This window comes from Mesonia hippocampi (genome assembly GCF_014197445.1).
Lineage (GTDB): Bacteria > Bacteroidota > Bacteroidia > Flavobacteriales > Flavobacteriaceae > Mesonia > Mesonia hippocampi.
The window spans coordinates 98,496-122,187 of record NZ_JACIFO010000005.1 but is presented as its reverse complement, the minus strand read 5'-3'; the positions used below and the strand labels follow the sequence as shown (position 1 = coordinate 122,187).

The following is a 23,692-nucleotide window of genomic DNA, read 5'->3' as shown; positions in this document are numbered from 1 at the left end:
TACATATAATAAAAACATATAAGCACCTTTTTTAAAATTAAAATTATTGTATTTTAAAAAACAGCATATAGGTTTAATTCTTATTTTTGCATCTTCAAAAAAACAAACCAATTAGATGAGTAGTAAAGCTGTTTTTAATGAAGATTTTGAATACCTAAAACCCGAAGTAGCCTCTAGTATTGCTAACTTTAAAACTATAGGAAAGTTAATTTATGGAGGCTCAAGAAACAGCATAAAAGTTGTAGATACTACGCAAGCTATTAAACTAAACATTAAGGCTTTTAAAGTACCTAATATTGTCAATCAAATTGTGTATAGTTTTTTTAGAAAAGGAAAAGCTCAACGTTCTTTTGAGTATGCCAACTATTTACAAAGCTTAAAAATAGGTACACCAACACCCATAGCTTATATCATAAATAAAAGTGGTTTTTTATATAAAAAAAGCTACTACATAAGTGAACATTTAGATCACGATGTAACCTTTAGAGAAGTTGCCGACGATGTAAACTTTCCTAATCGGTATGAAATTTTAAAGCAATTTGCACAATTTACCTTTGTTTTACATGAAAATGGAATAGAGTTCTTAGATCATTCTCCAGGAAATACCCTAATTGTAATTGGAGACAATAATCAGTACAGCTTTTATTTGGTAGATTTAAACCGCATGAAATTCCATAAAGAGCTTCCTTATGAAATACGTATAAAAAACTTTTCTAGGCTAACGAATAAAAAAGATGTTGTCTCGGTAATAAGCGGCGAGTATGCAAAACTTATAGGAGAAGACTACCATAAGGTTTCTACAGATTTATGGGCCGAAACACAACGATTTCAATATAAATTTCACCGCAAAAAAGCTTTAAAACGTAAACTTAAATTCTGGAAACGCGATTAAATAATCTCCTGTAATTTTTATTTCGTACAACGAAGCTTGAAAGTTACTTAAAAAACCTAGAGAAATAATGTTTTTTTGTTTCGTTTTTATATATAAAAACAAAACAAATAGCGTTTGCTTAATGATTATATAAAATCAAGGGCATTAAAATTCGTGATTATAGGCTTATATTCGCATAAAATTAATAAACCTTTAGGATGAAACATATAGTTGCAATACTTATTATACTATTTACAGGTATTTCTTCTGCTCAAGTAGTTATCAACGAGCTAGATTTTGATAACCCAGGTATAGATACCCAAGAGTTTATCGAGCTAAAATCTACAACACCTTATTATAATTTAGATGGTTATGTATTGGTTTTTTATAACGGAAATGCAAGTTCCAGTACAGGCAATAAAAGCTATTTTGTTATAGATTTAGATGGATTAACTACCGATGTAAACGGACTTATAGTATTGGGTAATAACGATGTATCTCCTGTTCCTGATTATGTTTTCTCAGACAATACCATTCAAAACGGAGAAGATGCCGTTGCTTTATATTTAGGAAATGCAGCTGATTTTCCCGATAAAACACCTGTAACAGCAACTAACCTCATTGATGCCGTAGTATATGGCGCAAGTAACGATGGGCAAGCAACTACCTTATTGCAAACATTAGGTGTTACTACCCAGATAGATGCAGGTCCGTCAAATAGTACAAATTCTATACAACGTGCAACAGATGGTAGTTTCTATGTAGCAGCACCAACTCCAAAGGCTAATAATGATGGTAGCGGAATAATTCCTAATGGGATAGAAATATTGGTAGATAATAATCATAAAACAGAAGGAGACACCTTCCAAATAACTTTTAGTACACAACATGCAGTAGCCGATACTCCGTTACATTTTGATATTAGTTTGGCCAATGCTGGATTTAATACCGCAGATTATTCCGGAAATATAAACATGAGTATTCCCGTAGGGCAAACCACTGCAACTACAACAATAAATTTACTTACCGATGGAATAGAGGAAGGTGATGAAGAGTTAAAAATTAGTTTTAGTTTACCACTACCAGCAGGTTATGTGCGTCTAAATGATAATATTATTATTCGGGTGATTGATGTTGATTATCAAGTAGCAAGTTTTGGAAGTCCAACTAATCCTACTTATGGTAATGTAAGTTCAATACAACCTACAAATTATTACAATAGTATCGATCAGCTTTCAGGAAATAATTTAAAAAATGCTTTACAAGCAATTATTGCGAATCCTACGGTAGTTAGAAGCCAAACCTATGCAGATGTGTATACCATTTTAGAGGAAGCTGATCAAAACCCAGAAAATAGTAGCCAAGTATGGTTGCTTTATACAGAACAAGGACGCTCTAAATTAGATAAACAACAAAGCTCTCAAAACACAGGAACCTGGAATAGAGAACATGTATTTCCGCGTTCTAGAGGCGGTTTTTATAGCATACAGGAAGATGATATTGCCGATGGGAAGGATGTTTATTGGACCACCAATGCCGATTCTACACGACATGCAAATTCTGATGTACACGCCATAAGAGCTGTAGATGGTCCAGAAAATAGCGCAAGAGGAAATCAGTTTTACGGAAGCCAGGCTTATAATGGTCCAGCAGGAAATTTAGGAAGTTTTAAAGGAGATGTTGCTAGAAGTATATTCTACCTAGCAATACGCTATAACGCTCTAAATGTAGTAAATGGTTACCCAAATGGAAACCTAGGCGATTTTGGAGATTTAGCAACTTTATTAGATTGGCATCGTAACGACCCACCAGATGATTACGAAATGAATAGAAATAACCTTGTTTATGATTGGCAGAAAAATAGAAACCCATTTATAGATCAACCTGATTTAGTAGAATACATCTGGGGAAATAAGCAAGACGAAGTTTGGGAGCAAACCTTATCTGTAATGAAGCCTAAGCAGCCAACGGTAACACTTTATCCTAATCCTGCTAGTACTCATATTATTGTTGCAGGTGTACATCAAGCAACATTACGTGTTTTCGATATTCACGGGCGTTTATTGTTTACCAAGAGTATTTCTCAGCAAAACAACACATTAGATGTAAGTATGCTTGCCCAAGGTTTGTATACTTTTTCTGTAGAAGAAAACAATACATCTAGCGTACATAAATTAATAATTACGAAATAGTTTTAAAAATCAAGCAGTTATTTATTGTTTTAGAGAAATAGCTGCTTGGTTTTATATTTCAGGAACTTCTATCACATCGCCAGCTTGCATTTTTTCTATATGCAAGTTGCCAATCCTTACCCTAACCAAACGCAGTGTAGGAAAACCAACAGCAGCAGTCATTTTTCTTACTTGGCGGTATTTTCCTTCACGCAAACAAATGCTTACCCAACTGGTAGGACCATGGCGTTCATCTCTTATTTTTTTTGCACGTATAGGTAGAGTAGGTGTAGCTATGCGTTTAGCTTTACAAGGTTTAGTAAGGTAGTTTTCCCCTTCAACACTTATGTTAACGCCTTGTTTCAGTTTATTTATTTCGGTGTCGGTAATTACGCCATCTACTTGGGCATAATATTCTTTCTCCATTCCTGTTCCCGTTATTTTGGCACTGGTTTTCCCACAGGTAGTTACCAAAAGCAATCCCTCGGAAGCTTCATCTAAACGTCCAGCAGCCATACTTCCATCAGGAAACGGAAATAGTTCACCCAGCATTTTCTTTTTTCTAGCCTGTTTTTGGTTAGTGATAAATTGACTTAAATATCCGTAAGGTTTAAACAGTTTAAAATGTTGGTGTCTCATTATTCTAGGAATTTGGCTTTTATTTCTGGCGATGGAAGCATGCATTGTTCCTTTTTACCGTACCATTTATACCGGTTGTTGGCAACATAAGTATAGATAAAGTCTCGGAAATTTTCTGGTAAAAAACTAAAGTAACTAAGTAGTTTATAGCCACCAGAAAGATGTTTTGCTATTTGTAAAGCCGCAGTCGATTTTAAATAATAAGCTACTCCAGGATTAATAAGTATGATAGAGTCTAGTTTATCAGGGTCTAGGTTGCGTTCTTCTATCAGTTCTCTTCCTATTTCACTTTGTAAAGAAGCAAATCTAAACCTGTCTTTTTTGTCCTGCCTAATGACAAGGTTTACAAAGGAATTACAAAGGTTGCAAACCCCATCAAAGAGGATAATTTGTTTATTTTCGGGAATGTTACTCATAATTTTGCGCGTTGTACTAAATCTAATTTATCTAAGGCTACAAGTGTGGTAAACATACCATAATTTACGGTAGCCATGTTTTTTTCAATCTTATCAATCGTGCCAACTGCTTTGCTGTCTATTAATCGTACACGGTCATTTATTTTAAAAGATTGTATTTTTCTTATGGTTTCTTCTTGTTGTTTTTGGGCTTCTTTTATTTTTTCCTCTTTCTTTTTTTCTCGTATTAATGTTACTTTTTGTTCTGCTTCTTTTTTTACTTTTTCTTCTAGTGCTTTTTGGGCTTGTTTCTGTTTTTTGGTAACTTTTTTACGCTTAGCATTTTCGATAGCTACCAGCTTTAAAAATTCTGCGATTAGTTCTTTTTTATTCTTTTTTTGAAAGAATTTATCGTTTAAAGTATCTATTTTCTGGCCTAAATAAATGTATTTTTGGTGTGTGTCGTAGAGTTCTTGATAGTTTTCTAGTTTTTGCTGGATTTTAGCATTGGTTTTTTCTAACTTCTTTTGCTCCTCGACCGTATGTTGTTCTTGTTTTTTTAGGTTTTCGTTGGTTTTGGTAAGTTTAGAGCGCTCTTGTTGTAGTTTGGCAATACTTTTATCGAAACGTATTTTTCCGCGTTCTACTTTCTTTTTTGCTCGGTTTATTAAGCTGTATGGGATTCCGTTTTTCTGGGCAACTTCAAACGTAAAGGAGCTTCCTGCCTCCCCAAGATGTAACTGAAATTTAGGCTCAAGGGTTTTCGAATCAAAAAGCATATTGGCATTACTTATTCCAGGTGTTTCATGCGCCATTTTTTTCAAGTTGGCATAATGTGTGGTAATAATCCCGTAGGCTTGCTTTTCGTAAAAAACTTCAAGAAAAGATTCTGCCAAAGCACCACCAAGTTCGGGGTCGCTCCCTGTACCAAATTCATCGATTAAGAACAAGGTTTTATCATTGCATTTACGCAAAAAATACTTCATGTTTTTTAAGCGATAGGAATAGGTGCTTAAGTGATTTTCGATGCTTTGATTGTCTCCTATATCTGTAAGTATATTGCTAAATAAACACATGCGTGTATATTGGTGTACAGGTATTAGCATTCCGCTTTGTAGCATAACTTGTAATAAACCAATGGTTTTTAGTGTGATGCTTTTTCCTCCTGCATTAGGACCAGAGATTACAATAATTCTGTTTTCTGGATTTAAGTAAATGTCTTGCGGGAAGGTTGTTTTGTTTTTCTTTAAATTGTTTAATAGTAATAGTGGGTGGTAAGCTTCTTTTAATTCTAAAACGCGCTCTGTGGTAATTTTAGGCATAATGCCTTTTATGCGGTTGGCATAAGCTACTTTTGCAGCGATGAGGTCTATGTCGGAAAGCAATTCCTGATAGGATTTCAATAACAACCTGTGCGGACGAATATGTTCGGTAAGCTCTTTTAAAATACGTTTAATCTCTTCTTTTTCTTCGTATTTTAAATTGTTTAGTTCACGGCTATATTGCAAGGTGGTTTCTGGCTGAATGTATACAATACTTCCTGTTTTAGAGCTGCCTAAAATACTCCCTTTAACTTTTCGTCTATGCATTGCTGTTACGGCAAGTACTCTGATGTTTTCTACCACACTTTCTTTAATATCGTCGAGATAACCAGCTTGGTGGTAGCGACTCATAGCATTGGTAAAGCTCGAATTTATTTTCGCATTAAACTCGTGTATATTTTTGCGTATTTGCTGTAAAAGTGGCGAGGCATTGTTGCGTAATTCTCCAAACCTATCTATTACTTGCTGTATTTTTTCGATAAGCGCGGTGGTAAAATAAACTTCGTCTGTGCGTTGAAATAAATTAGGATAAAGAGCTTTATGTTTTCTGAAAAATAAAATTTGAGTATTGGCTGTTTCCGAAAGCTGTGCTATTTTTCTAAAACTGCGTATTTCGAGTATTGTGTTTTCTACGGCTAAAATTTTAATTTCTTCTGTAACGCTATCAAACCCATGATTTGGAATGCGAGCATCCTCTAAGGCCGATTTTTTATACTCTTGTGTTTGATCTAGTGCTATTAGTGTATCATTTTCATTGGAAAAAGGAACGCTAGCTAAAGCTTTTTTCTTACCTAAATCGGTTATACAATGTTCGCTTAATTGCGTACAGATTGTAGGAAACTCTAAATCAATTAAGGTCTTTTGGTTTATTTTTATCATAGTTTAATTTGTACCTTCGTGCGCGTGCAAATTTAATCATTTTATTTATGAAGCTAAACATACATGAGAGTTGGAATGAACAGTTAAAAACCGAATTTGCTAAACCTTACTTTAAAACCTTAGCTGATTTTGTAAAAAGAGAATACGCTACGCATACATGTTACCCTTCTGGGGAAGCTATTTTTTCGGCTTTTAATTACTGCCCGTTCGAAGATGTAAAAGTTGTTCTTCTAGGGCAAGATCCATATCATGGTGTTGGGCAAGCACATGGATTAAGTTTTTCTGTTCCAGATGGGATTGCAAGTCCTCCTTCTTTAGTAAATATTTTTAAAGAAATAGTAACAGATTTAAAGCAAACTCCTCCTGCTAATGGCAATTTAGAACGTTGGGCAAAACAAGGCGTGTTGCTTTTAAATGCTACCTTAACAGTACGTGCTCATCAAGCAGGGAGTCACCAAAATAAAGGTTGGGAGCAATTTACCGATGCTGTAATTTCAGCTATTTCGGCTAGAAAAGAACATGTTGTTTTTTTATTATGGGGAGGTTATGCTAAACGTAAATCAAAATTAATAAATACAGAAAAACATTTGGTACTAACCTCTGGGCATCCTTCGCCTTTAAGTGCAAATAGGGGATATTGGTTTGGAAATAAACATTTTAGTAAAACAAATGCCTATTTGCAACAGCATCATCATAAAGGGATAGTTTGGTGATTACTTGTTGGTAGTAGAATACTTGTTTTTTTCTTCAGAAGGATCTACTTTATTTTTGCTAAAGGCAAACAGCAGTCCTGTTACAATTAGTAGTAAAATTAATATAATAAAAAAAATATACATAAGGTTTGGTTTTCTCTAGTGTCTCTACCTACTAGAGGAAACTTTACTAAAAAGGTTGCGTTAAAATAATATTATTTTAACGCAATGATAAATAAGTGTTTTTTTATAAATAGGTAATAAATTCTTGGTTAGGGAGTTTTTTGTTTATAAGTCCTAAGTCAAACAATTCTTCTTGAACTTTTTCAACATTAGTTAGTGTAATTTGCTCTTGGCTCCACTCTGTTTTTAGAAGCCATTCTTTTATATCTTCGATATCTTGCTGGTAATTTTCTGCAAGAACGGCTGCAATCTGTTTACGATTTTTGAAGTCTTGGGTAATGTTGTTTATAATTTCTAATATGTTAGAAACATCGGGTATATTGTTTTCTAAAAAAGGAGTTCTGCTAGCAATTACAAAGCAAGGCCATGGTGTGGGGAAATCTCCAATTCGCCTAAAAGTATTATTGTCTACATAGGGTTTTGTGGTAAAATGTTCCCACATAAAGTATTGGGCGTTGTTATTTGGTAAAGCTTGTAACGCTCCGTCAAGATTTTTTACCAATTCAAATTGAAGCTTTTCGGTATCCCAATTTAGTTGCTTAGCAAGTAGGTAGGTGAGTAAGTGAGAACCAGATCCATGCCTGCTAATGGCTGCTTTAGTATTTTTTAAATCGGCTAAATTTTTATACTCTGAATGGTGTGCTACATGGATTCCCCAAATTAAAGGGGTAGCGATATATTGTTGAATAATTTTAAAATCTTTCCCTTGATTAATTTGCTGGATACAACCTTCGGTTAGCATGAGTGCAATATCAATCTCCTTATTAGCTAGTGCTTGGCTAAGTTCTCCTGTGCCTCCATAAAAATCTTTCCAGACAAGATTTATATTGTGTTTGTTAAATAAATTTTCATTAAGTGCTATATGCCAAGGAAAGTTAAAGTGTTCGGGTACACCACCTACTCGTATTGTTTTCATTTATAAATTCTCTAAGGTAAATTGTATTAATTGATTGACGGTTTTGGTAGGGTTCATAGCGAACTCTCCTGTAACCCTATTGGCAACGATAGCATTAAGCGATAAAGCTTTATGGCCTAGTAATTTTGCCATGCCATAAATACCACTGGTTTCCATCTCTAGGTTTGTAATACGCCGATTATTATGCTGGAAAGAAACAAGATTTTCCATAAAATTAGCGTCTTGTAAAGGGGCTCTTAAAACTCGGCCTTGCGGTGCATAAAAGCCTACATTTGTAGCGGTTATACCTGTGTGCATAGCAGGATGTTTGCTAAATTTAGCGAGCAATGTGCTATCGGCATCAACAGTGTAAGGAGTTGCTTTTTTGCTGAGGTGCTTGAGTTGATTGCTTAGCGCTTGGTTAAGGGCTTTGTTTTGTATCGCATCACTTTGATAATAATGAAGAAGCGAGTCGAATCCAACAGCACTTTCTGCTGCTAAAAAGGCATTGGTAGGAATGTTTTTTTGTATTGTTCCAGAAGTTCCTACGCGGATAATGGTTAGCGAGGTAAGTTGTTTTTTAGGAATACGTTTTTCTAAATCTATATTTACCAATGCATCGAGTTCATTAAATACAATATCGATATTGTCGGTGCCAATTCCTGTAGAAATTACAGATATACGCTGATTGTTGTAGTAGCCAGTTTGGGTATGAAATTCTCTTTTTTGGGTACTAAATTCTATCGAATCAAAGTATTGAGTTACTTGTTTAACTCTATCGGGGTCTCCAACAGTAATAATGGTGTTAGCAAGATGCTCGGGTTTTAAATTGAGGTGATAAATGCTACCATCTGGATTTAAAATAAGTTCGGAGGGTTTAATTTGCATGGTTTGATTTTGTTGTATTAGAAAATTATCCGCCTACACGTTTTACTTGGAAGCCTTTGTTTTTTAGCAATTCCATAATTTTATCGCGGTAATCTCCTTGAATAATAATTTTTTCGTTTTTAAAACTACCTCCAACGCTTAATTTTGTTTTTATTTCTTTGGCTAAGCTTTTAAAATCAGTATCGGCACCTGTATATCCTTCAATAATGGTAATAGGTTTACCTTTTCGTTTCTCGTATTTACATAACAAAGGCTCATCTTGTAGCCAAATTCCTGTTTCTGGTTGTTCTTGTATTTTTGGTTCTTCAGGTTTATGGTCAGGGAAAAGCTGTTGAAGTTGATCTTTTAAATCCATCTTTTTATTTTTTTATCAGTCCAATTTCCACTAAACGTTGATGAAGAAATTCACCTGCTGTAATATCATCGTATTGTTTCGGGTTGTGTTCATCAGTACACTCTTCTAGGCAATTAAGCTTCATGTCGCTACGCGGGTGCATAAAAAAGGGTATAGAATAACGCGGTTTTCCCCATTGCTCACGAGGGGGATTTACTACCCTATGGATAGTAGAGCGGAGCTTGTTGTTGGTGTGGCGTTCCAACATATCGCCTACATTAATTACCAGCTCGTCTTCCTGCGGAATGGCATCTATCCAAACACCGTCTTTGCGTTTTACCTGAAGCCCACCTGTAGAGGCGCCCATAAGCAACGTAATCAGGTTGATATCTCCATGTTCTCCTGCTCTTACCGCTCCTTTAGGCTCGGTGGTAATTGGTGGGTAATGTATTGGACGTAGAATACTGTTGCCATTGCTAGCCCAATGGTCAAAGTAATGCTCATCTAGTCCTATATATAATGCAAGTGCACGTAAAACATAGATTCCTGTTTTTTCTAATTCACGGTAAGCTTCCATTCCTGTTTTATTAAAGTTAGGTAGCTCTTTTACTTGAACATTTTCAGGATATTCTTCTATTAAATTAGCATGTTCATCTGGTTCTTGTCCAAAATGCCAAAATTCTTTTAAGTCACCTTCTTTTTTTCCTTTTGCGTGTTCTTTTCCAAACGAGATATATCCGCGTTGCCCGCCTAGACCTTCAATTTCATATTTTTCTTTGGTTGCCAGCGGTAAATCAAAAAAGCTTTTTACTTCTTTATAAAGTTCTTCGGTAAGTTTATCAGTTAAAAAATGATTTTTTAAAGCCACAAAACCAATTTCTTCATAGGCGGTTCCTATTTCTTGTACAAATTTTTGTTTTCGTGTTGGGTCTTCCGACAAAAAGTCTGCTAAATCTACACTGGGAATATTGGTAAGTGCCATAATATAGTTGTATTTTAAGGTATAAAAACAAAGTTAACCAAAATAAAGTAATTATTTAAGAAGCCAAAGGTTGTAAATTATGTTATTAAGCGTTAAAATTGTTTAAATTTGATACATACTAAAACTTAAAAATATGGAGTCTGCACTTGAAGAAGCGCAAAATATAACTTACCAAGCTCGGCAGTTAGCATCAGAGGAACAGTTGATGTTATACAAGAAGTTACTTAAACCTAGGTTGATAGAAGAAAAAATGTTGATTCTTTTACGACAAGGTAAAATATCAAAATGGTTTAGTGGAATAGGGCAAGAGGCAATTTCGGTTGGGGTAACAGCAGCACTACAGAAAGATGAATATGTATTGCCGATGCATAGAAATTTAGGAGTGTTTACCACAAGAAACATCCCTTTGTATAGACTATTTGCCCAATGGCAAGGAAAACCCGATGGCTTTACTAAAGGTAGAGACCGAAGTTTTCATTTCGGAACTCAAGAATATCGTATTATTGGTATGATATCTCATTTAGGACCACAATTAGGAGTAGCCGATGGAATAGCATTGGCCCATAAACTTAGGCAAGAGAAAAAAATTACCGCTGTTTTTACGGGAGAAGGAGGAACTAGCGAAGGCGATTTTCACGAAGCCTTAAACGTAGCTTCGGTATGGAAATTACCCGTTGTTTTTTGTATAGAAAATAATGGTTATGGGTTATCTACTCCAACCAATGAGCAATATGCTTGTGAAAATCTAGTAGATAGAGCTAAGGGCTACGGGATGGAAGGCCATGTTATCGATGGGAATAATATTATAGAAGTTTATACCAAGGTTAACGAAATAGCATCGGATTTACGAGAAAATCCAAGACCTGTGCTTATAGAGTTTAAAACCTTTAGAATGCGAGGGCACGAAGAAGCTAGTGGAACAAAATATGTACCTGATTCTTTGATGGAAATGTGGGCAAAAAAAGATCCTGTAGAAAACTTTAAAAAGTATTTAATTGCAGAAGGAGTATTGACAGAAACCGAGGATGAAAAACTAAGAAAAGCCTTAAAAAATGAAATAAATACTCACTTAAAAAAGGCAGATGCTTTACCACAAATAGCTTCCGATATAGAAACAGAATTAAATGATGTATATGCGGCATATACTCTTAAAGAGGAAGCGCCTAGCCAACATACAAAAGAACTCCGTTTTATCGATGCCATTTCGGACGGATTAAAGCAAAGTATGCAAAACTTCCCCGAGTTGGTAATTATGGGGCAAGATGTTGCCGATTATGGAGGGGTGTTTAAAATTACCGAGAATTTTGTAGAAGAATTCGGGAAAAATCGTGTGCGCAATACACCTATTTGTGAGTCGGTAATTGTTTCTGCAGCGATGGGCTTATCTATTAATAAAATGAAAGCTGTTGTTGAAATGCAATTTGCAGATTTTGTTTCAACAGGATTTAATCCTATTGTAAATTATTTAGCAAAAGTACATTATAGATGGAATCAAAACGCAGATGTAGTTGTACGTATGCCCTGTGGGGCAGGTGTAGGAGCAGGACCTTTTCACAGCCAAACCAACGAGGCTTGGTTTACTAAAACTCCAGGATTAAAAGTTGTTTATCCTGCATTTCCTGTAGATGCTAAAGGCTTATTAATATCAGCAATACAAGACCCTAATCCAGTTATGTTTTTCGAGCATAAAGCACTTTACCGAAGCATCCGTCAAGAAGTACCTACCAATTACTACAATTTGCCTATAGGAAAGGCGGCTTTACTAAAAAGCGGAGAACAATTGAGTATCATAAGCTTTGGAGCGGGAATACATTGGGTACTAGAAGTACTAGAAAAACATCCAGAAATAAAAGCAGATGTACTCGATTTACGCAGTTTACAACCTTTAGATACAGCAGCAATCTATAAAACTGTCAAAAAAACAGGAAAAGTACTTATTGTACAAGAAGATACCATGTTTGGAGGAATTGCTTCGGAGATTTCAGCATTAATTTCCGAGAATTGTTTTACACATTTAGACGCTCCTGTGTGTCGGGTAGGAAGTTTAGATACGCCAGTGCCGTTTGAAGCTTCATTGGAAGCCGATTTTTTAGGAAAGAAGCGTTTAGAGGAAACTTTGCTAAAATTACTAGCATTTTAACTTCATAAAAAGAGTTAAAAATAAGAAGAATAAACTTCTGATATTTCTTAAATATGTATTTTTGAAGAAGAATAACTAACCCAAATTAATAAATAAGTTATGAAAAAAGCAATTTTAGCAACCGTTGTCATATTGGTTTTGGCTGCCTGCGGTACTACAAAAATAGAACGCCAAGCAACACGAACATTTAAAGGCGAGTGGACATTAAACAACATCACCTATCCAGGAAGTTCTGGGTTTGTAGACGTGGTGCTTTTTGAAGATTCTCCAACAAATTGTTTTAGAAATTCTACTTGGAAATTTGTTCCTAACAATAATAAAGGGGTATATACTATTTATGGGAATAAATGCTCAGAAGGCTTACGTAATTTTGTATGGAGTGTACAAGAAATAGACGCCAATACAGGGCTTTATGATTTCTTACTCAAACCCGTTGCAGAAGGAGAAAACGCAAGAAAAACAAGCAAAGGTTTTCGGTTAAGTTTAAAACGTCTAACCGATACAGATATGGTTTGGGAACAAACAGTATCTTTTGAAGGAAAACCTTTTACAATTCGTTTTAATTTTTCTAAATCTATATAACTAAAAACTATACTATAATGAAATCTATTTTTTTGAAAAAACCACTTGTAGCAATTCTAGCCATGGCTTTTATTTTTTCTAGCTGTGAGGCTGTAAAAAATACAAACAACACGCAACGAGGAGGAGCAATCGGAGCAACAAGTGGCGCCGTATTAGGAGGTGTTATCGGAAATAATGTTGGCGATGGCGGAAACTCTGTTTTAGGAGCTATTGTTGGTGGGGTTGTAGGAGGTGCTGCTGGAGCTTATATTGGTAACCGTATGGATAAGCAAGCGCAAGCTATTGAAGAAGAAATTCCAGGAGCAGAAGTTAGCCGTGTAGGAGAAGGGATAAGTGTTACTTTTGATGAAAATAGTGGGGTGTACTTTGCAACCAATAAGCACGAATTGAATCAAAAATCACAAGAGACATTAAACAAGCTAGTGAAAATTTTTAAAGAATACCCAAACACCAACGTATTGGTAGAAGGACATACAGATAATACAGGAAGAGCAGAATATAACTTAAGCTTATCAGAAAAAAGAGCTTATTCTGTTACAAATTATCTTGTAGGTCAAGGTTTAGCCTCAAGCCGTTTTACTACAAAATGGTATGGCGAAACGCAACCTAAACATGATAATACTACAGCCGAAGGACGTTCTAAAAACAGAAGGGTAGAATTAGCTATTGTAGCAAACGAAGATTTTAAAAAAGAAGCAGAGCGCAAAACAAACTAATAGTATCTTTTATTAAAAAGGTTAAAAAGAAGCATTTCAATTTTATTTGAAATGCTTCTTTTTTATAACAAAGACTTCTTGATTTTATAAAAACAGGTTTGTATATCTATACTTTACAAGTATATTTGCGGCAGAATAACCATCATCAATAGCCGCTAACCAAGCTATATTGTTTTAAAGAATAATAAACTATGAAGTTTTTTTTACAAGAAAAACAACTCATCTTTGGGTTGGTTTCTAGTATATTACTATATGCTTGCCAACCAGAAAGTAAAAAGTCTTTTTCAAAAAGTCATTCTATAGAAAAAGCAGAGGAAATAATCAATCAAAGCCTATCTTCTTCAACGAATAAAAATTTGGCAACAGCAGAAATCCATTTTAATTACCAAGGGGAGCAATACATAACAAAGCGTAATTGTAATTTATTTAAGTACGAACATTATTATAAAAAATATGGCGATGTGTACAAAGATGTTTATACCAATACAGGGTTTAAGCATTATAAAAACGGAGAGACTATACAGTTGCCTCAAAACGAAATAGATGAGCGTGTTTTGGCTTTAAAAACCGTAAACTATTTGCCTTTTGTACCTTATGGTTTAACAAAAGAACGGGTTTTTAAAACGTATTTGGAGGACGAAGTATTTAAAGGAAAAACATACGAAGTAATTCAGGTAAGAAAACCAGATAATATACAAGTAAAAAATGCTTTATATTGGTTGGAAAAAGATACCAAGCACTTGAAATTTATCAGTTATCATGCTCAGGGAGAAACTTATTTGGGAGTTGTAAAAAGCACAGTACAAATAGATGGTTTTACCTTAGCAAATTTTGATGTTTATAGGTTGAAAAAACCTTTAGAATCTTTATCAAAAGTGTTAATAGCCTACCAAAAAACAGAAGTAGAAAAAGTAGCGAATTATGCTATTGAAAATGTTGAAATTAAACAGTTAAATACTTCTTGTAAATAGTTTTGCTAAGCTATTATTTAGAAACAAGCTCCAATAAAATAATTTGATTAAGTTGTTTGGAGTAAGCATTAAAATTATCATCGGCAATAACAAGTAAGGTTTTATTTCCGTTGGGGAGTGTTGGTCCGTAGCAAATTCCTTCAATATTGTCTATTTGTTTGTTGGTAAGTTGCTTTTTAATATGCTTAAAATTAAGTAACAACTGTTTTTCCATAGGAATTATTTTTTTGTTTAATTTTCCTTTTAGCGTAACTTCTTCAAGTGTATTAGAAGCTTTTTGTTTGTTTGCTAGAAATAGATAAACATTATTTCCGTGGTTTTTATGTCCTGCAGAATAAGCTCTTTCTAAAACAAAAAAGCTATTTTCATCATACATTAAAATATCGGTAACACCACTTACGGCAAAAGGTAGAAAAGGTATTTTTTTTATTTGTAAAAGCGGATATGTGTATTGCGCTATTGCTTTTTTTTTGTTTCTGTCAAAAGCAGTAAAACGTACGGGAGATTTTGTTTTGTATAGTTTTGGTGCTGGCCCGTCTAGGATTAAAGGGAGCTCGGTTGCTGTCCATATAATGTTAGGATTTATACCATGCGATAAGCTTTCAAAAACACCATTATTTCGAGGATGATTTTCTGATGTAGTAAAAAAATATTCCGGTAAATTATAGAAATAATTGAATTTGCCTTCTTCATTAATATTAAAAATACTTGGGTCTTTTTTTCTGTTTATAGAACCTTCGCTAGATAGCGTAAAACTTTTAGATGTTGGGTGGTATAGAATGGACTCTAAGTCTAACCAATGTTCTTTTAGTGGTGATTTATCGTTTTTAATTTCGGTTACTTTTGTGATATAGACACTGTCTATTTTTTTATGCTCAATAGCGATGTTTAGGGTGTAAAATCTAGGGTTTTTAGGGTCATCGGCAACAGCGTAATATTTTTCTCCATCAAAGTCTATCCCCGAGAGTCCGCCTACTTTTGTGTTTTCGTAGCTGAGGTTGTCTGGGATTACATATTCGTCTAGGTACTTTATTTGAATATCAGCGTTTTTTGCAATGCGTGTACTTGTACAACTGCCAAAAACACTAATGGTGATTATAAATATTAAATATAAGTGTAAAGACTTTGCATTTCTCATCTGGCAATATTTTATGTTTTGTGACCATATAAAAAGTCAAAAATAAAAAAGGCTACCTAATTATACATTAAGTAACCTTGAAATTATGAAGTTGTTTTATTAGTAAGCTTTTACCAATTCTACATCAAAGATAAGAGTTGAGTTTGCAGGGATAGGGCCTACGTTACGTTCTCCGTATCCAATGTGAGGAGGGATAATAAAAGTGGCTTTTTCTCCTTCTTTTAAAAGCATAATACCTTCATCCCAACCAGCAATTACACGTCCTGTGCCTACTGGAAATTTTAAAGGTTTTCCTCTATCTACCGAAGAATCGAATTTTGTACCATCGGTTAATTTTCCTGTATAATGTACTTCTACTTCGTTTCCGCGTGTTGGTTTTTTTCCTTCAGGATTGTTTTTTGTTATTTTATAAAACAAACCACTAGATGTTTTTTCAAATCCATCTTTAGTTAAGTTTTCAAGTTTCTTTTTAAGTTCTTCTTCTGCAAGCTTTTTTTCTTCTTCTATTTTTGCAGTAATTTCTTCAAAAGTTTTATTGGCATCAAAAGCTTTTGCTTCTTTTCCTTTTCTAATAATAGTTACATGATTAATTACCACATCGACAACAGGTTTATCGCGCTCTAGTGTTTTAACTTTTCCTATTTTATCTACTATATCTTGTCCTATTACTACTTTTCCGAATATGGTATGCCTTCCGTTAAGATGCGGAGTAGCTTTTAAGGTAATAAAAAACTGACTTCCGTTGGTTTCTGGGCCTGCATTTGCCATAGATAAAATCCCTTTAGTGTCGTGTTTTAAGCTATCAACAAATTCATCTTGAAATTTATAACCAGGACCGCCACTTCCAGTTCCTGTAGGATCTCCTCCTTGAATCATAAAGTTATCAATAACACGGTGAAATATGAGTCCGTCGTAATATTTTTTCCCTTTAAACTTTTCATCTACACGGGAGTTATTTCCTTCTGCTAAAGAAACAAAATTAGCAACGGTAAGCGGTGTTGCTTTGTAGTATAGTTCGGTTACAAATTTTCCTTGGTTAGTATCAAATTCTGCATAGATACCGTCGTTTAGTTCTGGGTATAAATCTTTTTGGCAAGCAAAAGCACTAAGTACAACGCTTAAAAGAAGTAAAAGTTTTGTTTTTTTCATGTTGTTTTAATTTATGTGTTGAGGTTTAATATCTTTTAGGGTAATGGTGGTTTTTATAGGTACGTTTGTGCCTATACGGTTATTGTCTCCGTAGTAGCCAAAAGCATTATACGAAGGGAATAGAAAAGTTGCTGTTTCGCCTTCTTTCATTAGTTTTAGGCCTTGTCGAAGTCCGTTAAACACATTTTCTTTATCTATTACATAGGAACGTGTTCCTATTTCTTTTGTGGTGTAGATGGGAGTACCATCAAGCGTACTTATGTTGTATTCAAAAATTACTTCATCGCCAAAATGGGCTTGGAGAGTATCTTGATTGTTTTTTTTATGATAGGTATACCAAAATCCATTAGAGGATGCATGGTAGGTTTGCGCGGTATCTTTTTCTATAATAGACAAGATTTGATTTTCTTCTTTTTCTATTAATTTTTTATTTCTATTTACCGATTCTCTTATAAATGATCCAGAATTTTTTACAACAGGTTTTCTGGGCTCTGGACTTTTGCAAGCGAGTATACATATAAAAGAGAATAATAATAAAATTTTAGTTTTCATCTGTAAGCAGCAATTTATAATTCTTTATTGTTTTTTCAAAATAAACGATGGTTTCAGTTAAAGATTTCTGAGACCTTCCTCCAGCTGCATTAATATGTCCGCCGCCATTAAAATGTTCACGAGCAAAGCTATTTACATCAAAATTCCCTTTAGAGCGCAGGGATATTTTTACAATTCCTTCATGGGTGTTTTCTATAAATATAGCGGCAAAAACTACGCCTTTTATACTTAAACCATAATTTACAAAACCTTCGGTGTCACCTTTTTTAAAGTGATGATCGTCTAATTCTTTTTGAGATAAAGTAATATAGGCTGTATGCAACGCTGGGATTATTTTTAAGTTATTTAGTGCTACTCCCAATAATTGCATGCGATTGTAAGAATTATTGTCTAAGGTTTGTTGATGAATTTTACTATTCTCAGCTCCTTTATCAATAAGCTTTGCTATAATTTGGTGTGTGGTACTACTTGTAGCAGGAAACCTAAACGAGCCTGTATCTGTCATAATTCCTGTATATAGGCAAGTGGCTATTTCTTTATTGATGCTCGCTGTCTCGCGAAGGTTTTCTATAAAATGATAAACCATTTCACAAGTAGAAGACATGCTTACATCACTATAACAGAATTTTGCATAATCATCGGGTGATTGATGGTGGTCTATCATCACAAAAGTAGCGCTGTTTTTTTGCAACTCAAGGCATTGTTGCATTTGCCCTATACGGGAAAAACTATTAAAATCTAACGTAAATATAAGCTTGCTGTTTTCTATAAACTCAGTAGCTTCTTTTGGATTATCTTCAAAAAAAACAATTTCCTCAGACCCTGGCATCCATTTTAAAAAATCTGGATAATTATTAGGAGCGATAACTTTTACGAGATGTTTTTTTTGAGATAAAAAAAAGAATAAAGCTAAGCATGCCCCTATGGCATCGCCATCTGGGTTTTGGTGTGGTACAAGCGTTATTTGTTGAGGCTGTGAGAGAAGCGTTTTAAGTGCTGTGTAATTTTCTTTTGTCATAGCCGATAAAGGTATGCTTTTTTCAAATTACAGCCAATTATATGTTTTCTATAGGAAAATTAAAGTAAGATTCTCTATACATATAGCCTAAAAATTAAAAAATAGCCTTTGAAGTATATTTCAGGTAAATTTAAAATTTTAATAGAAATGTAGAGATTTTTTTAAAAACTTGTAAATGAAATAGAATTATTTATTTTTGCAAAAAAATAAAATAAACATGTCAGGAAAAAGAACTTTTACCATGATAAAGCCCGATGCTGTAGAAAACGGACATATCGGAGCAATTTTAGAGCAAATAGCAACTGCAGGATTTCGTATTGTTGCTATGAAGCTTACGCAAATGACAAAAAATGATGCAGAACAATTTTATGCAATACATAAAGAGCGTCCGTTTTTTGGAGAATTAGTAGAATTTATGACCAGAGGTCCTATTGTTGCTGCTGTATTAGAAAAAGAAAATGCGGTGGAAGATTTTAGAACCTTAATAGGCGCTACAAACCCAGCAGAAGCAGCGGAAGGAACTATCCGTAAAAAATATGCAACTTCAATTGGAGAGAATGCTGTTCATGGTAGTGATAGTGATGAAAATGCAGAAATAGAAGCTGCTTTTCATTTTGCAGGAAGAGAGCAATTTTAATTGCTATACTTAAAAAATTTAAAAGAGGCTGTTTAACCAAACAGCCTCTTTTTTTTTGATTTAGTCTATTTCATTTTGTTTAAGCAAGCTTAATTTTTTATCAGCTTAGTAAAAAGTTAAAATTTGAAGAGATAACTTCAAGGTAAATCGCCATATCTGTTAGGGCGTTGTAATACATTTTTTAAAACTTATGTTAAAAATAAATAAAACTCCAGAGGCTGTAGTTGAAAATCAATTAAAAGCCTATAATCAAAGGAGTTTGAATGAATTTTTATCTTTTTATTCAAACGACATTAAGATATACAATTTTAATAAAGAAACCCCTTTTTAAATGGGTTGGAAGAATTAAAAACCGTTTATTTTGAAGTGTTTAGTGATTCCCCTAAACTTAAAGCATCAATTAAAAATAGAATTGTATTTGATAATAAAGTTATTGATTAAGAGGAAGTTATAGGAAGAAGAGGAATTGAATATATAAAAGTTGTTGTTATTTATGAGATTAATTCAAACTTAATAAATAAAGTAACTTTTATCAGAAAGAAATAAAGCCCTTTACTACCGCACAAATATTTTCTAGGGTGAGATGTCTGTACTTTAATTTCATTGCGAAAGAACAAGCCATTATCTCAAATTATAAGATAAAGTTTCAGGTTAATCCATAAAAAAAGCCCATATAAAATGGGCTTTATAATAACCAAATAAGACACTAACCATCAACTATGAAAAAATTTGGTTACTTTTCAATTATACTAACTAAATTAACTCTAATTAGTAGACGATAAATTTACGCTAAAGTTACAAGAAAATAACATTTTAACAATCTTTTATTTTTAAAAACCATAAACCCGTAAATGTTATAGCACCATTTATAATAAGAAGCTCATAATTGAAAACATATCCGCCTAGGTATGTCGGGGGAATATTACCTAAAATAGCACTTATACCAACAGAAATTAATGCAACTAACCAAACCCATTTATCTTTTATTTTATATTTGGTAAAAATACCGAAAGCAAAAAGACCTAGTATAGGGCCGTAGGTGTAGGTTGCAGCCTTTAGAAGAACATCAATTACACTGGCATCTAACAAATATTTGAAGGCTATAATCACCAAAACAAGGATAATACTTATTAGAATATGAACTTTTTTTCGCAGGCTGGTTTGTTTTTTGGCTTCTTTTTTTTCGATGTTTAAAAAATCTACGCAAAAACTTGTAGTGAGCGATGTTAGCGCACTATCGGCACTAGAATATGCTGCGGCAATTAAGCCTAATATAAAAAATACACCTAGCCAAATGCTAAGTCCGTGGTTTAAGGCAATCTCGGGGAAAAGGAGGTCTGCCTTTGCTTTTCCGTCTAACATAGGGAGTTCTATTCCGTTTCGGTTGGCATAGATAAATAGCATTGCTCCTAAAAATAGGAATAGTAAATTTACAGGAACAAATACCAAGCTGTAGGAGAGTACATTTTTTTTAGCATCGGTTAAACTTTTACAGGTAAGGTTTTTTTGCATCATATCTTGATCTAGTCCTGTCATGCAAATAGTAATAAACATACCTCCAAAAAATGCTTTCCAGAAATAATTTTTAGTTAAAAAATCATCAAAATGAAAAGTTTTTGTGTAGGCTTTAAGCTCAGGCTGAGATAAGGCATTTTCTAAACTCCAGCCTAGTTCTTTTCCTATAATAAATACAGCTATAAATACCGCGCTTAGCATAAAAAGTGTTTGTAAAGTATCTGTCCATACAATAGTTTTTATGCCGCCTCTAGACGTATAAACCCAAATTAAGGCAATAGAGATTATTACTGTGATGGCATAGGGAACTCCCCAAGCATCGAATACAAAATATTGCAATACGGTGGCTACTAAAAACAACCTGAAAGAAGCTCCTAGTACACGAGAAATAAAAAAGAAAAAGGCTCCTGTTTTATAACTTACACTCCCAAAGCGTTGTTCTAAGTATTGGTAAATAGAAGTAACATTTAATTTGTAATAAATAGGAAGGAGGATAAAAGCAATAACAAAATAACCAACTAAATAGCCTAATACAACTTGCATATAGCTAAATTGAGAGCTCTCTACCCAGCCAGGAACAGATATAAAGGTGACGCCAGATAAAGAGGCACCTACCATCCCAAAGGCTACAATATACCAAGGTGATTTTCCTTCGGCTTTAAAAAAGACTTCATTACTATCTTTTTTTCCTGTTAAGTAAGCGATAAATAGTAATACACCAAAATAGAGTGCAATAAGAAGTAAAATAAAGCTAGGACTCATGTTTTCTTGTAGTTTATAATAAAATTAAAATACGGGTTGTTGTAAAAGGCAATTTAGGATGCTAAATTAATATTTTTTAGAGGTTTGTTTTAAAATCCATTGGGTAATATCTTTTAGAACTATAGGAGAAATGCTTTGTTCTAATTGTCCGTATTCGGTTAAATTACAAAGGTTGCATTCTTGAAACAGGTGGTTTAGTTGTGGGTATTCTTTTAGGGTGAGCTTTGCTTGTTTATTTTTAGCAAAGGCATTTTTTATCGCGGCCAAATTTTCTTTTGCAGGAACTTGGATATCTTTTTCCCCGTTAAGTGCAAAAACAGGACAATTTATTTTTTGTAGAGTAGGAGCCGGATTGTAGCTTAAAAAAAACTTCATCCAAGGTGTAGTGAGTCCTTTTATGCTGTTATCGATAAATTTATTTTCGTTAATGTTATAAACGTTTAGCTTATCGCTATGTGTTTTTAATGTTTCGGTAAGTTTTTGGTTTAGAAACTCTTTGTCATCGGTGGTTTTTACGATTTCAAAAAGTTTTTGGTTGGTTTGTATGAGCTTTTTTAAAGATTTTGGGTTGATGTTGTTGGCCTTTCCTATTAATTCTTGCTGAAGTAGTAAAATTTCGTCTCCAGATAATCCAGGTGCTGCAAGCAAAACCATAAAAGCTACATCGGGATTATTTAGCGCAACTATGGGAGCAATTATTCCGCCTTCACTATGCCCTAATAAGCCTATTTTTTTAGAATTTATTTCTTTTCTGTTACGCAGGTAATTAAATGCAGCTTCGGCATCGTTAGCAAAATCTTTAGAAGTGGCATCGTCAAAATTTCCTTCAGATTCTGCAACACCTCTATCGTCAAATCGTAAAACCGCGATGCCGTTTTTGGTGAGGTAATCTGCAATTACCCAAAAAGGTTTATGTCCTAAAATTTCTTGGTTTCGGTTATGTTTTCCGCTACCACTAATTAAAATAACTGCGGGTAAATTGGTTTTGTTTTTGGGTAAGCTAAGTGTTCCTGCAAGCTTAAAATTTTCTTTATTGTTAGGAAAAGTGATGTTTTCTACTTGATAAGAAAAGGGAGGTTTTGGGGTTTGTGGTTTTTCTTTTTTTGAAGTTGGAATGGCATCAAAATTAAGTTCTAATGGAAGTTTAAAACCAGCTTGTTCAAAAACGCCATTAAATTTGGTTGGCTTTGTTTTTTTAGCTTGATAGGTAATGCCAAATTGGTTTACAGCGATTTTTAAGCTATCATTTACAAAGTAAACGCTATCTGCGGGGATGTCGTATACACTTTGGTCTGGGCTGCTCATTGTAGCCTGAAGTTTCCCTGCTTCTGATTGCGAAAAGGTGAAAGCAAGCCTGAGTTGAGCTCCTTGAAAATTAATTTTTCCAGACCATTGTCCAGAAAGAGTTTGCCCCATTATATTGGGGCAAGTATATAGGAATAACGCAATGTATAGGAAATATTTTTTCATTGTGTTGGTGTTAGAAAAGTTTAGCTTTAATTTAAGGCTAAAATTTACTAATATTTCCTGAAATAGACTTTTCTATTTCTGTTTTTTTAGGATTTCCACCGTATTTTATATTTCCTCCGGCCGATGCCGATGCTTTTATTTTGTCATGTACTTTTCCAATTTTTATGTTTCCGCCAGATGAGGCTTCTGCATCAAGGGTTTGTGTTTCTAGTTTTTTTCCTTTTATAGTAGCTCCGCTACTTGCTTCAGCTTTTAAATTTTCTATGGTTCCTTCTAAGTTTATATTGGCGCCGCTAGAAGCTTCTACCGATGTATATTGTGTTTTTAGCTCAAGGATTATATCTGCACCACTACTAATATCTAAGGTTAATTTGCGTTGGTTAAGTATATCTTTACTGCTAAGTGAGGCGCCGCTACTTACATCGATATCATCGATATTACCTGTGTAATAAATAGTTATGTTGCGTTTAGTAGCTTTTATTAAGCCTTGTTTTTTTAGTGTGCTTATGTTTAAGCTGTGTTCTTTAAACTCGTACTTAAAAAGTTCTAGAATGTTCTTATCTGTAGTAACTATTAATTTGTTTTCAGTGCCTTTTATCAGTTCAACATTCCAACCGTTACCAATTTCTAGTTCGTTGATTTCTTGCGGAAGTAAAAATTCTTTTTGTTTTAGAATTCCATTGCCTTTAATGGTATAAGTGGAGCAGGAAACCCCAAAGAGAACTGTTGCTATAAGTAGAAATAGTTTAGTGAAAGCGGTTTGCATAATTGTTGTTTTAGGGGTTAATAAG

The 23,692-nt window shown here is 34.0% G+C and carries 22 protein-coding genes; 8 read left to right on the top strand and 14 right to left on the bottom strand.

Going from position 1 to position 23,692, the window contains the following annotated elements:
* Positions 1-115 precede the first annotated feature (115 nt).
* Together GGR32_RS07235 and GGR32_RS07230 are read left to right on the top strand one after the other, a co-directional pair.
* Entirely contained in the window at positions 116-892 is a 777-nt protein-coding gene (locus GGR32_RS07235) for a lipopolysaccharide kinase InaA family protein (RefSeq protein ID WP_183477527.1), read from the top strand.
* A gap of 197 nt (positions 893-1,089) precedes the next feature.
* A complete protein-coding gene (locus tag GGR32_RS07230) occupies positions 1,090-3,063 on the top strand; it encodes an endonuclease (protein WP_183477526.1) in 1,974 nt (657 codons plus the stop codon).
* A 51-nt stretch (positions 3,064-3,114) separates the two neighbouring features.
* On the opposite strand, the gene GGR32_RS07225 is transcribed toward GGR32_RS07230, so the two are convergent.
* The 3 genes from GGR32_RS07225 to GGR32_RS07215 are packed head-to-tail and all read right to left on the bottom strand — an operon-like array spanning position 3,115 to position 6,277.
* A complete protein-coding gene (locus GGR32_RS07225; protein ID WP_183477525.1) occupies positions 3,115-3,681 on the bottom strand; it encodes a pseudouridine synthase in 567 nt (188 codons plus the stop codon).
* Complete coding sequence (locus GGR32_RS07220) at positions 3,681-4,097, bottom strand: thiol-disulfide oxidoreductase DCC family protein (RefSeq protein ID WP_183477524.1); 417 nt, start codon at positions 4,095-4,097, stop codon at positions 3,681-3,683. The genes GGR32_RS07225 and GGR32_RS07220 overlap by 1 nt, the downstream gene beginning before the upstream one ends.
* Positions 4,094-6,277, bottom strand: a complete 2,184-nt coding sequence (locus GGR32_RS07215; RefSeq protein WP_183477523.1) for an endonuclease MutS2 — start codon at positions 6,275-6,277, stop codon at positions 4,094-4,096. The genes GGR32_RS07220 and GGR32_RS07215 overlap by 4 nt, the downstream gene beginning before the upstream one ends.
* A 47-nt stretch (positions 6,278-6,324) precedes the next feature.
* On the opposite strand from GGR32_RS07215, the gene GGR32_RS07210 reads away from it, so the two are divergent.
* Positions 6,325-6,990: a uracil-DNA glycosylase gene (locus GGR32_RS07210; RefSeq protein WP_183477522.1), complete on the top strand. Its 666-nt coding sequence runs from the start codon at positions 6,325-6,327 to the stop codon at positions 6,988-6,990.
* 226 nt (positions 6,991-7,216) lie between these two features.
* On the opposite strand, the gene GGR32_RS07205 is transcribed toward GGR32_RS07210, so the two are convergent.
* Genes GGR32_RS07205 through GGR32_RS07190 form a run of 4 tightly spaced genes read right to left on the bottom strand, consistent with a single transcriptional unit; the run spans position 7,217 to position 10,251 of the window.
* Positions 7,217-8,068 (bottom strand): substrate-binding domain-containing protein, encoded by an 852-nt coding sequence (locus GGR32_RS07205; protein WP_183477521.1) that lies wholly within the window; start codon positions 8,066-8,068, stop codon positions 7,217-7,219.
* Positions 8,069-8,935 carry a nucleoside phosphorylase gene (locus GGR32_RS07200; RefSeq protein ID WP_183477520.1) on the bottom strand — a complete coding sequence of 289 codons (867 nt, stop codon included), beginning with the start codon at positions 8,933-8,935 and terminating at the stop codon, positions 8,069-8,071. It abuts the gene before it with no gap.
* 25 nt (positions 8,936-8,960) lie between these two features.
* Positions 8,961-9,290 (bottom strand): translation initiation factor, encoded by a 330-nt coding sequence (locus tag GGR32_RS07195; RefSeq protein WP_183477519.1) that lies wholly within the window; start codon positions 9,288-9,290, stop codon positions 8,961-8,963.
* A gap of 4 nt (positions 9,291-9,294) precedes the next feature.
* Positions 9,295-10,251 (bottom strand): isopenicillin N synthase family dioxygenase, encoded by a 957-nt coding sequence (locus GGR32_RS07190; RefSeq protein WP_183477518.1) that lies wholly within the window; start codon positions 10,249-10,251, stop codon positions 9,295-9,297.
* Positions 10,252-10,384: 133 nt separating this feature from the next.
* Between GGR32_RS07190 and GGR32_RS07185 the strand changes: the two genes are divergently transcribed.
* The 4 genes from GGR32_RS07185 (at position 10,385) to GGR32_RS07170 (ending at position 14,660) form a co-directional block, all read left to right on the top strand.
* The gene (locus GGR32_RS07185) at positions 10,385-12,391 is read left to right on the top strand and encodes an alpha-ketoacid dehydrogenase subunit alpha/beta (RefSeq protein WP_183477517.1); all 2,007 of its coding nucleotides are present in this window, start codon (positions 10,385-10,387) and stop codon (positions 12,389-12,391) included.
* Positions 12,392-12,490: 99 nt separating this feature from the next.
* The gene (locus GGR32_RS07180; protein ID WP_183477516.1) at positions 12,491-12,973 is read left to right on the top strand and encodes a lipocalin family protein; all 483 of its coding nucleotides are present in this window, start codon (positions 12,491-12,493) and stop codon (positions 12,971-12,973) included.
* 17 nt (positions 12,974-12,990) lie between these two features.
* On the top strand, positions 12,991-13,689 hold the full coding sequence (locus tag GGR32_RS07175) for a YiaD family glycine zipper/OmpA-like lipoprotein (RefSeq protein ID WP_183477515.1): 699 nt from the start codon (positions 12,991-12,993) through the stop codon (positions 13,687-13,689).
* Positions 13,690-13,880: 191 nt separating this feature from the next.
* Positions 13,881-14,660 carry a DUF6503 family protein gene (locus GGR32_RS07170; RefSeq protein ID WP_183477514.1) on the top strand — a complete coding sequence of 260 codons (780 nt, stop codon included), beginning with the start codon at positions 13,881-13,883 and terminating at the stop codon, positions 14,658-14,660.
* Between the two features lie 13 nt (positions 14,661-14,673).
* Here GGR32_RS07170 and GGR32_RS07165 read toward each other — a convergent pair whose 3' ends face one another.
* From GGR32_RS07165 to GGR32_RS07150, 4 genes are all read right to left on the bottom strand, one after another.
* Complete coding sequence (locus GGR32_RS07165) at positions 14,674-15,798, bottom strand: esterase-like activity of phytase family protein (protein ID WP_183477513.1); 1,125 nt, start codon at positions 15,796-15,798, stop codon at positions 14,674-14,676.
* Positions 15,799-15,897: 99 nt separating this feature from the next.
* On the bottom strand, positions 15,898-16,947 hold the full coding sequence (locus GGR32_RS07160) for a peptidylprolyl isomerase (RefSeq protein ID WP_183477512.1): 1,050 nt from the start codon (positions 16,945-16,947) through the stop codon (positions 15,898-15,900).
* A gap of 6 nt (positions 16,948-16,953) precedes the next feature.
* Positions 16,954-17,499 (bottom strand): gliding motility-associated peptidyl-prolyl isomerase GldI, encoded by a 546-nt coding sequence (gene gldI, locus GGR32_RS07155; protein ID WP_183477511.1) that lies wholly within the window; start codon positions 17,497-17,499, stop codon positions 16,954-16,956.
* Positions 17,489-18,517, bottom strand: a complete 1,029-nt coding sequence (locus tag GGR32_RS07150; protein WP_183477510.1) for a DHH family phosphoesterase — start codon at positions 18,515-18,517, stop codon at positions 17,489-17,491. The genes gldI and GGR32_RS07150 overlap by 11 nt, the downstream gene beginning before the upstream one ends.
* A gap of 217 nt (positions 18,518-18,734) precedes the next feature.
* Between GGR32_RS07150 and GGR32_RS07145 the strand changes: the two genes are divergently transcribed.
* Positions 18,735-19,154 carry a nucleoside-diphosphate kinase gene (locus GGR32_RS07145; protein ID WP_183477509.1) on the top strand — a complete coding sequence of 140 codons (420 nt, stop codon included), beginning with the start codon at positions 18,735-18,737 and terminating at the stop codon, positions 19,152-19,154.
* An 813-nt stretch (positions 19,155-19,967) separates the two neighbouring features.
* Here the strand turns inward: GGR32_RS07145 and GGR32_RS07140 are convergent.
* From GGR32_RS07140 to GGR32_RS07130, 3 genes are all read right to left on the bottom strand, one after another.
* On the bottom strand, positions 19,968-21,431 hold the full coding sequence (locus GGR32_RS07140; protein WP_183477508.1) for a sodium:solute symporter: 1,464 nt from the start codon (positions 21,429-21,431) through the stop codon (positions 19,968-19,970).
* Between the two features lie 66 nt (positions 21,432-21,497).
* Positions 21,498-22,901: an alpha/beta hydrolase family protein gene (locus tag GGR32_RS07135; protein WP_183477507.1), complete on the bottom strand. Its 1,404-nt coding sequence runs from the start codon at positions 22,899-22,901 to the stop codon at positions 21,498-21,500.
* Positions 22,902-22,938: 37 nt separating this feature from the next.
* On the bottom strand, positions 22,939-23,667 hold the full coding sequence (locus GGR32_RS07130; protein ID WP_183477506.1) for a head GIN domain-containing protein: 729 nt from the start codon (positions 23,665-23,667) through the stop codon (positions 22,939-22,941).
* Positions 23,668-23,692: the final 25 nt, after the last annotated feature.

Bases quoted from the DNA above. Each gene is read 5' to 3' on its own strand.
- gldI (WP_183477511.1), bottom strand. From the start codon at position 17,499: ATGAAAACTAAAATTTTATTATTATTCTCTTTTATATGTATACTCGCT.
- GGR32_RS07195 (WP_183477519.1), bottom strand. From the start codon at position 9,290: ATGGATTTAAAAGATCAACTTCAACAGCTTTTCCCTGACCATAAACCT.
- GGR32_RS07180 (WP_183477516.1), top strand. From the start codon at position 12,491: ATGAAAAAAGCAATTTTAGCAACCGTTGTCATATTGGTTTTGGCTGCC.
- GGR32_RS07190 (WP_183477518.1), bottom strand. From the start codon at position 10,251: ATGGCACTTACCAATATTCCCAGTGTAGATTTAGCAGACTTTTTGTCG.
- GGR32_RS07235 (WP_183477527.1), top strand. From the start codon at position 116: ATGAGTAGTAAAGCTGTTTTTAATGAAGATTTTGAATACCTAAAACCC.
- GGR32_RS07145 (WP_183477509.1), top strand. From the start codon at position 18,735: ATGTCAGGAAAAAGAACTTTTACCATGATAAAGCCCGATGCTGTAGAA.
- GGR32_RS07165 (WP_183477513.1), bottom strand. From the start codon at position 15,798: ATGAGAAATGCAAAGTCTTTACACTTATATTTAATATTTATAATCACC.
- GGR32_RS07225 (WP_183477525.1), bottom strand. From the start codon at position 3,681: ATGAGACACCAACATTTTAAACTGTTTAAACCTTACGGATATTTAAGT.
- GGR32_RS07210 (WP_183477522.1), top strand. From the start codon at position 6,325: ATGAAGCTAAACATACATGAGAGTTGGAATGAACAGTTAAAAACCGAA.
- GGR32_RS07170 (WP_183477514.1), top strand. From the start codon at position 13,881: ATGAAGTTTTTTTTACAAGAAAAACAACTCATCTTTGGGTTGGTTTCT.
- GGR32_RS07205 (WP_183477521.1), bottom strand. From the start codon at position 8,068: ATGAAAACAATACGAGTAGGTGGTGTACCCGAACACTTTAACTTTCCT.
- GGR32_RS07175 (WP_183477515.1), top strand. From the start codon at position 12,991: ATGAAATCTATTTTTTTGAAAAAACCACTTGTAGCAATTCTAGCCATG.
- GGR32_RS07215 (WP_183477523.1), bottom strand. From the start codon at position 6,277: ATGATAAAAATAAACCAAAAGACCTTAATTGATTTAGAGTTTCCTACA.
- GGR32_RS07135 (WP_183477507.1), bottom strand. From the start codon at position 22,901: ATGAAAAAATATTTCCTATACATTGCGTTATTCCTATATACTTGCCCC.
- GGR32_RS07130 (WP_183477506.1), bottom strand. From the start codon at position 23,667: ATGCAAACCGCTTTCACTAAACTATTTCTACTTATAGCAACAGTTCTC.
- GGR32_RS07140 (WP_183477508.1), bottom strand. From the start codon at position 21,431: ATGAGTCCTAGCTTTATTTTACTTCTTATTGCACTCTATTTTGGTGTA.
- GGR32_RS07220 (WP_183477524.1), bottom strand. From the start codon at position 4,097: ATGAGTAACATTCCCGAAAATAAACAAATTATCCTCTTTGATGGGGTT.
- GGR32_RS07200 (WP_183477520.1), bottom strand. From the start codon at position 8,935: ATGCAAATTAAACCCTCCGAACTTATTTTAAATCCAGATGGTAGCATT.
- GGR32_RS07230 (WP_183477526.1), top strand. From the start codon at position 1,090: ATGAAACATATAGTTGCAATACTTATTATACTATTTACAGGTATTTCT.
- GGR32_RS07185 (WP_183477517.1), top strand. From the start codon at position 10,385: ATGGAGTCTGCACTTGAAGAAGCGCAAAATATAACTTACCAAGCTCGG.
- GGR32_RS07160 (WP_183477512.1), bottom strand. From the start codon at position 16,947: ATGAAAAAAACAAAACTTTTACTTCTTTTAAGCGTTGTACTTAGTGCT.
- GGR32_RS07150 (WP_183477510.1), bottom strand. From the start codon at position 18,517: ATGACAAAAGAAAATTACACAGCACTTAAAACGCTTCTCTCACAGCCT.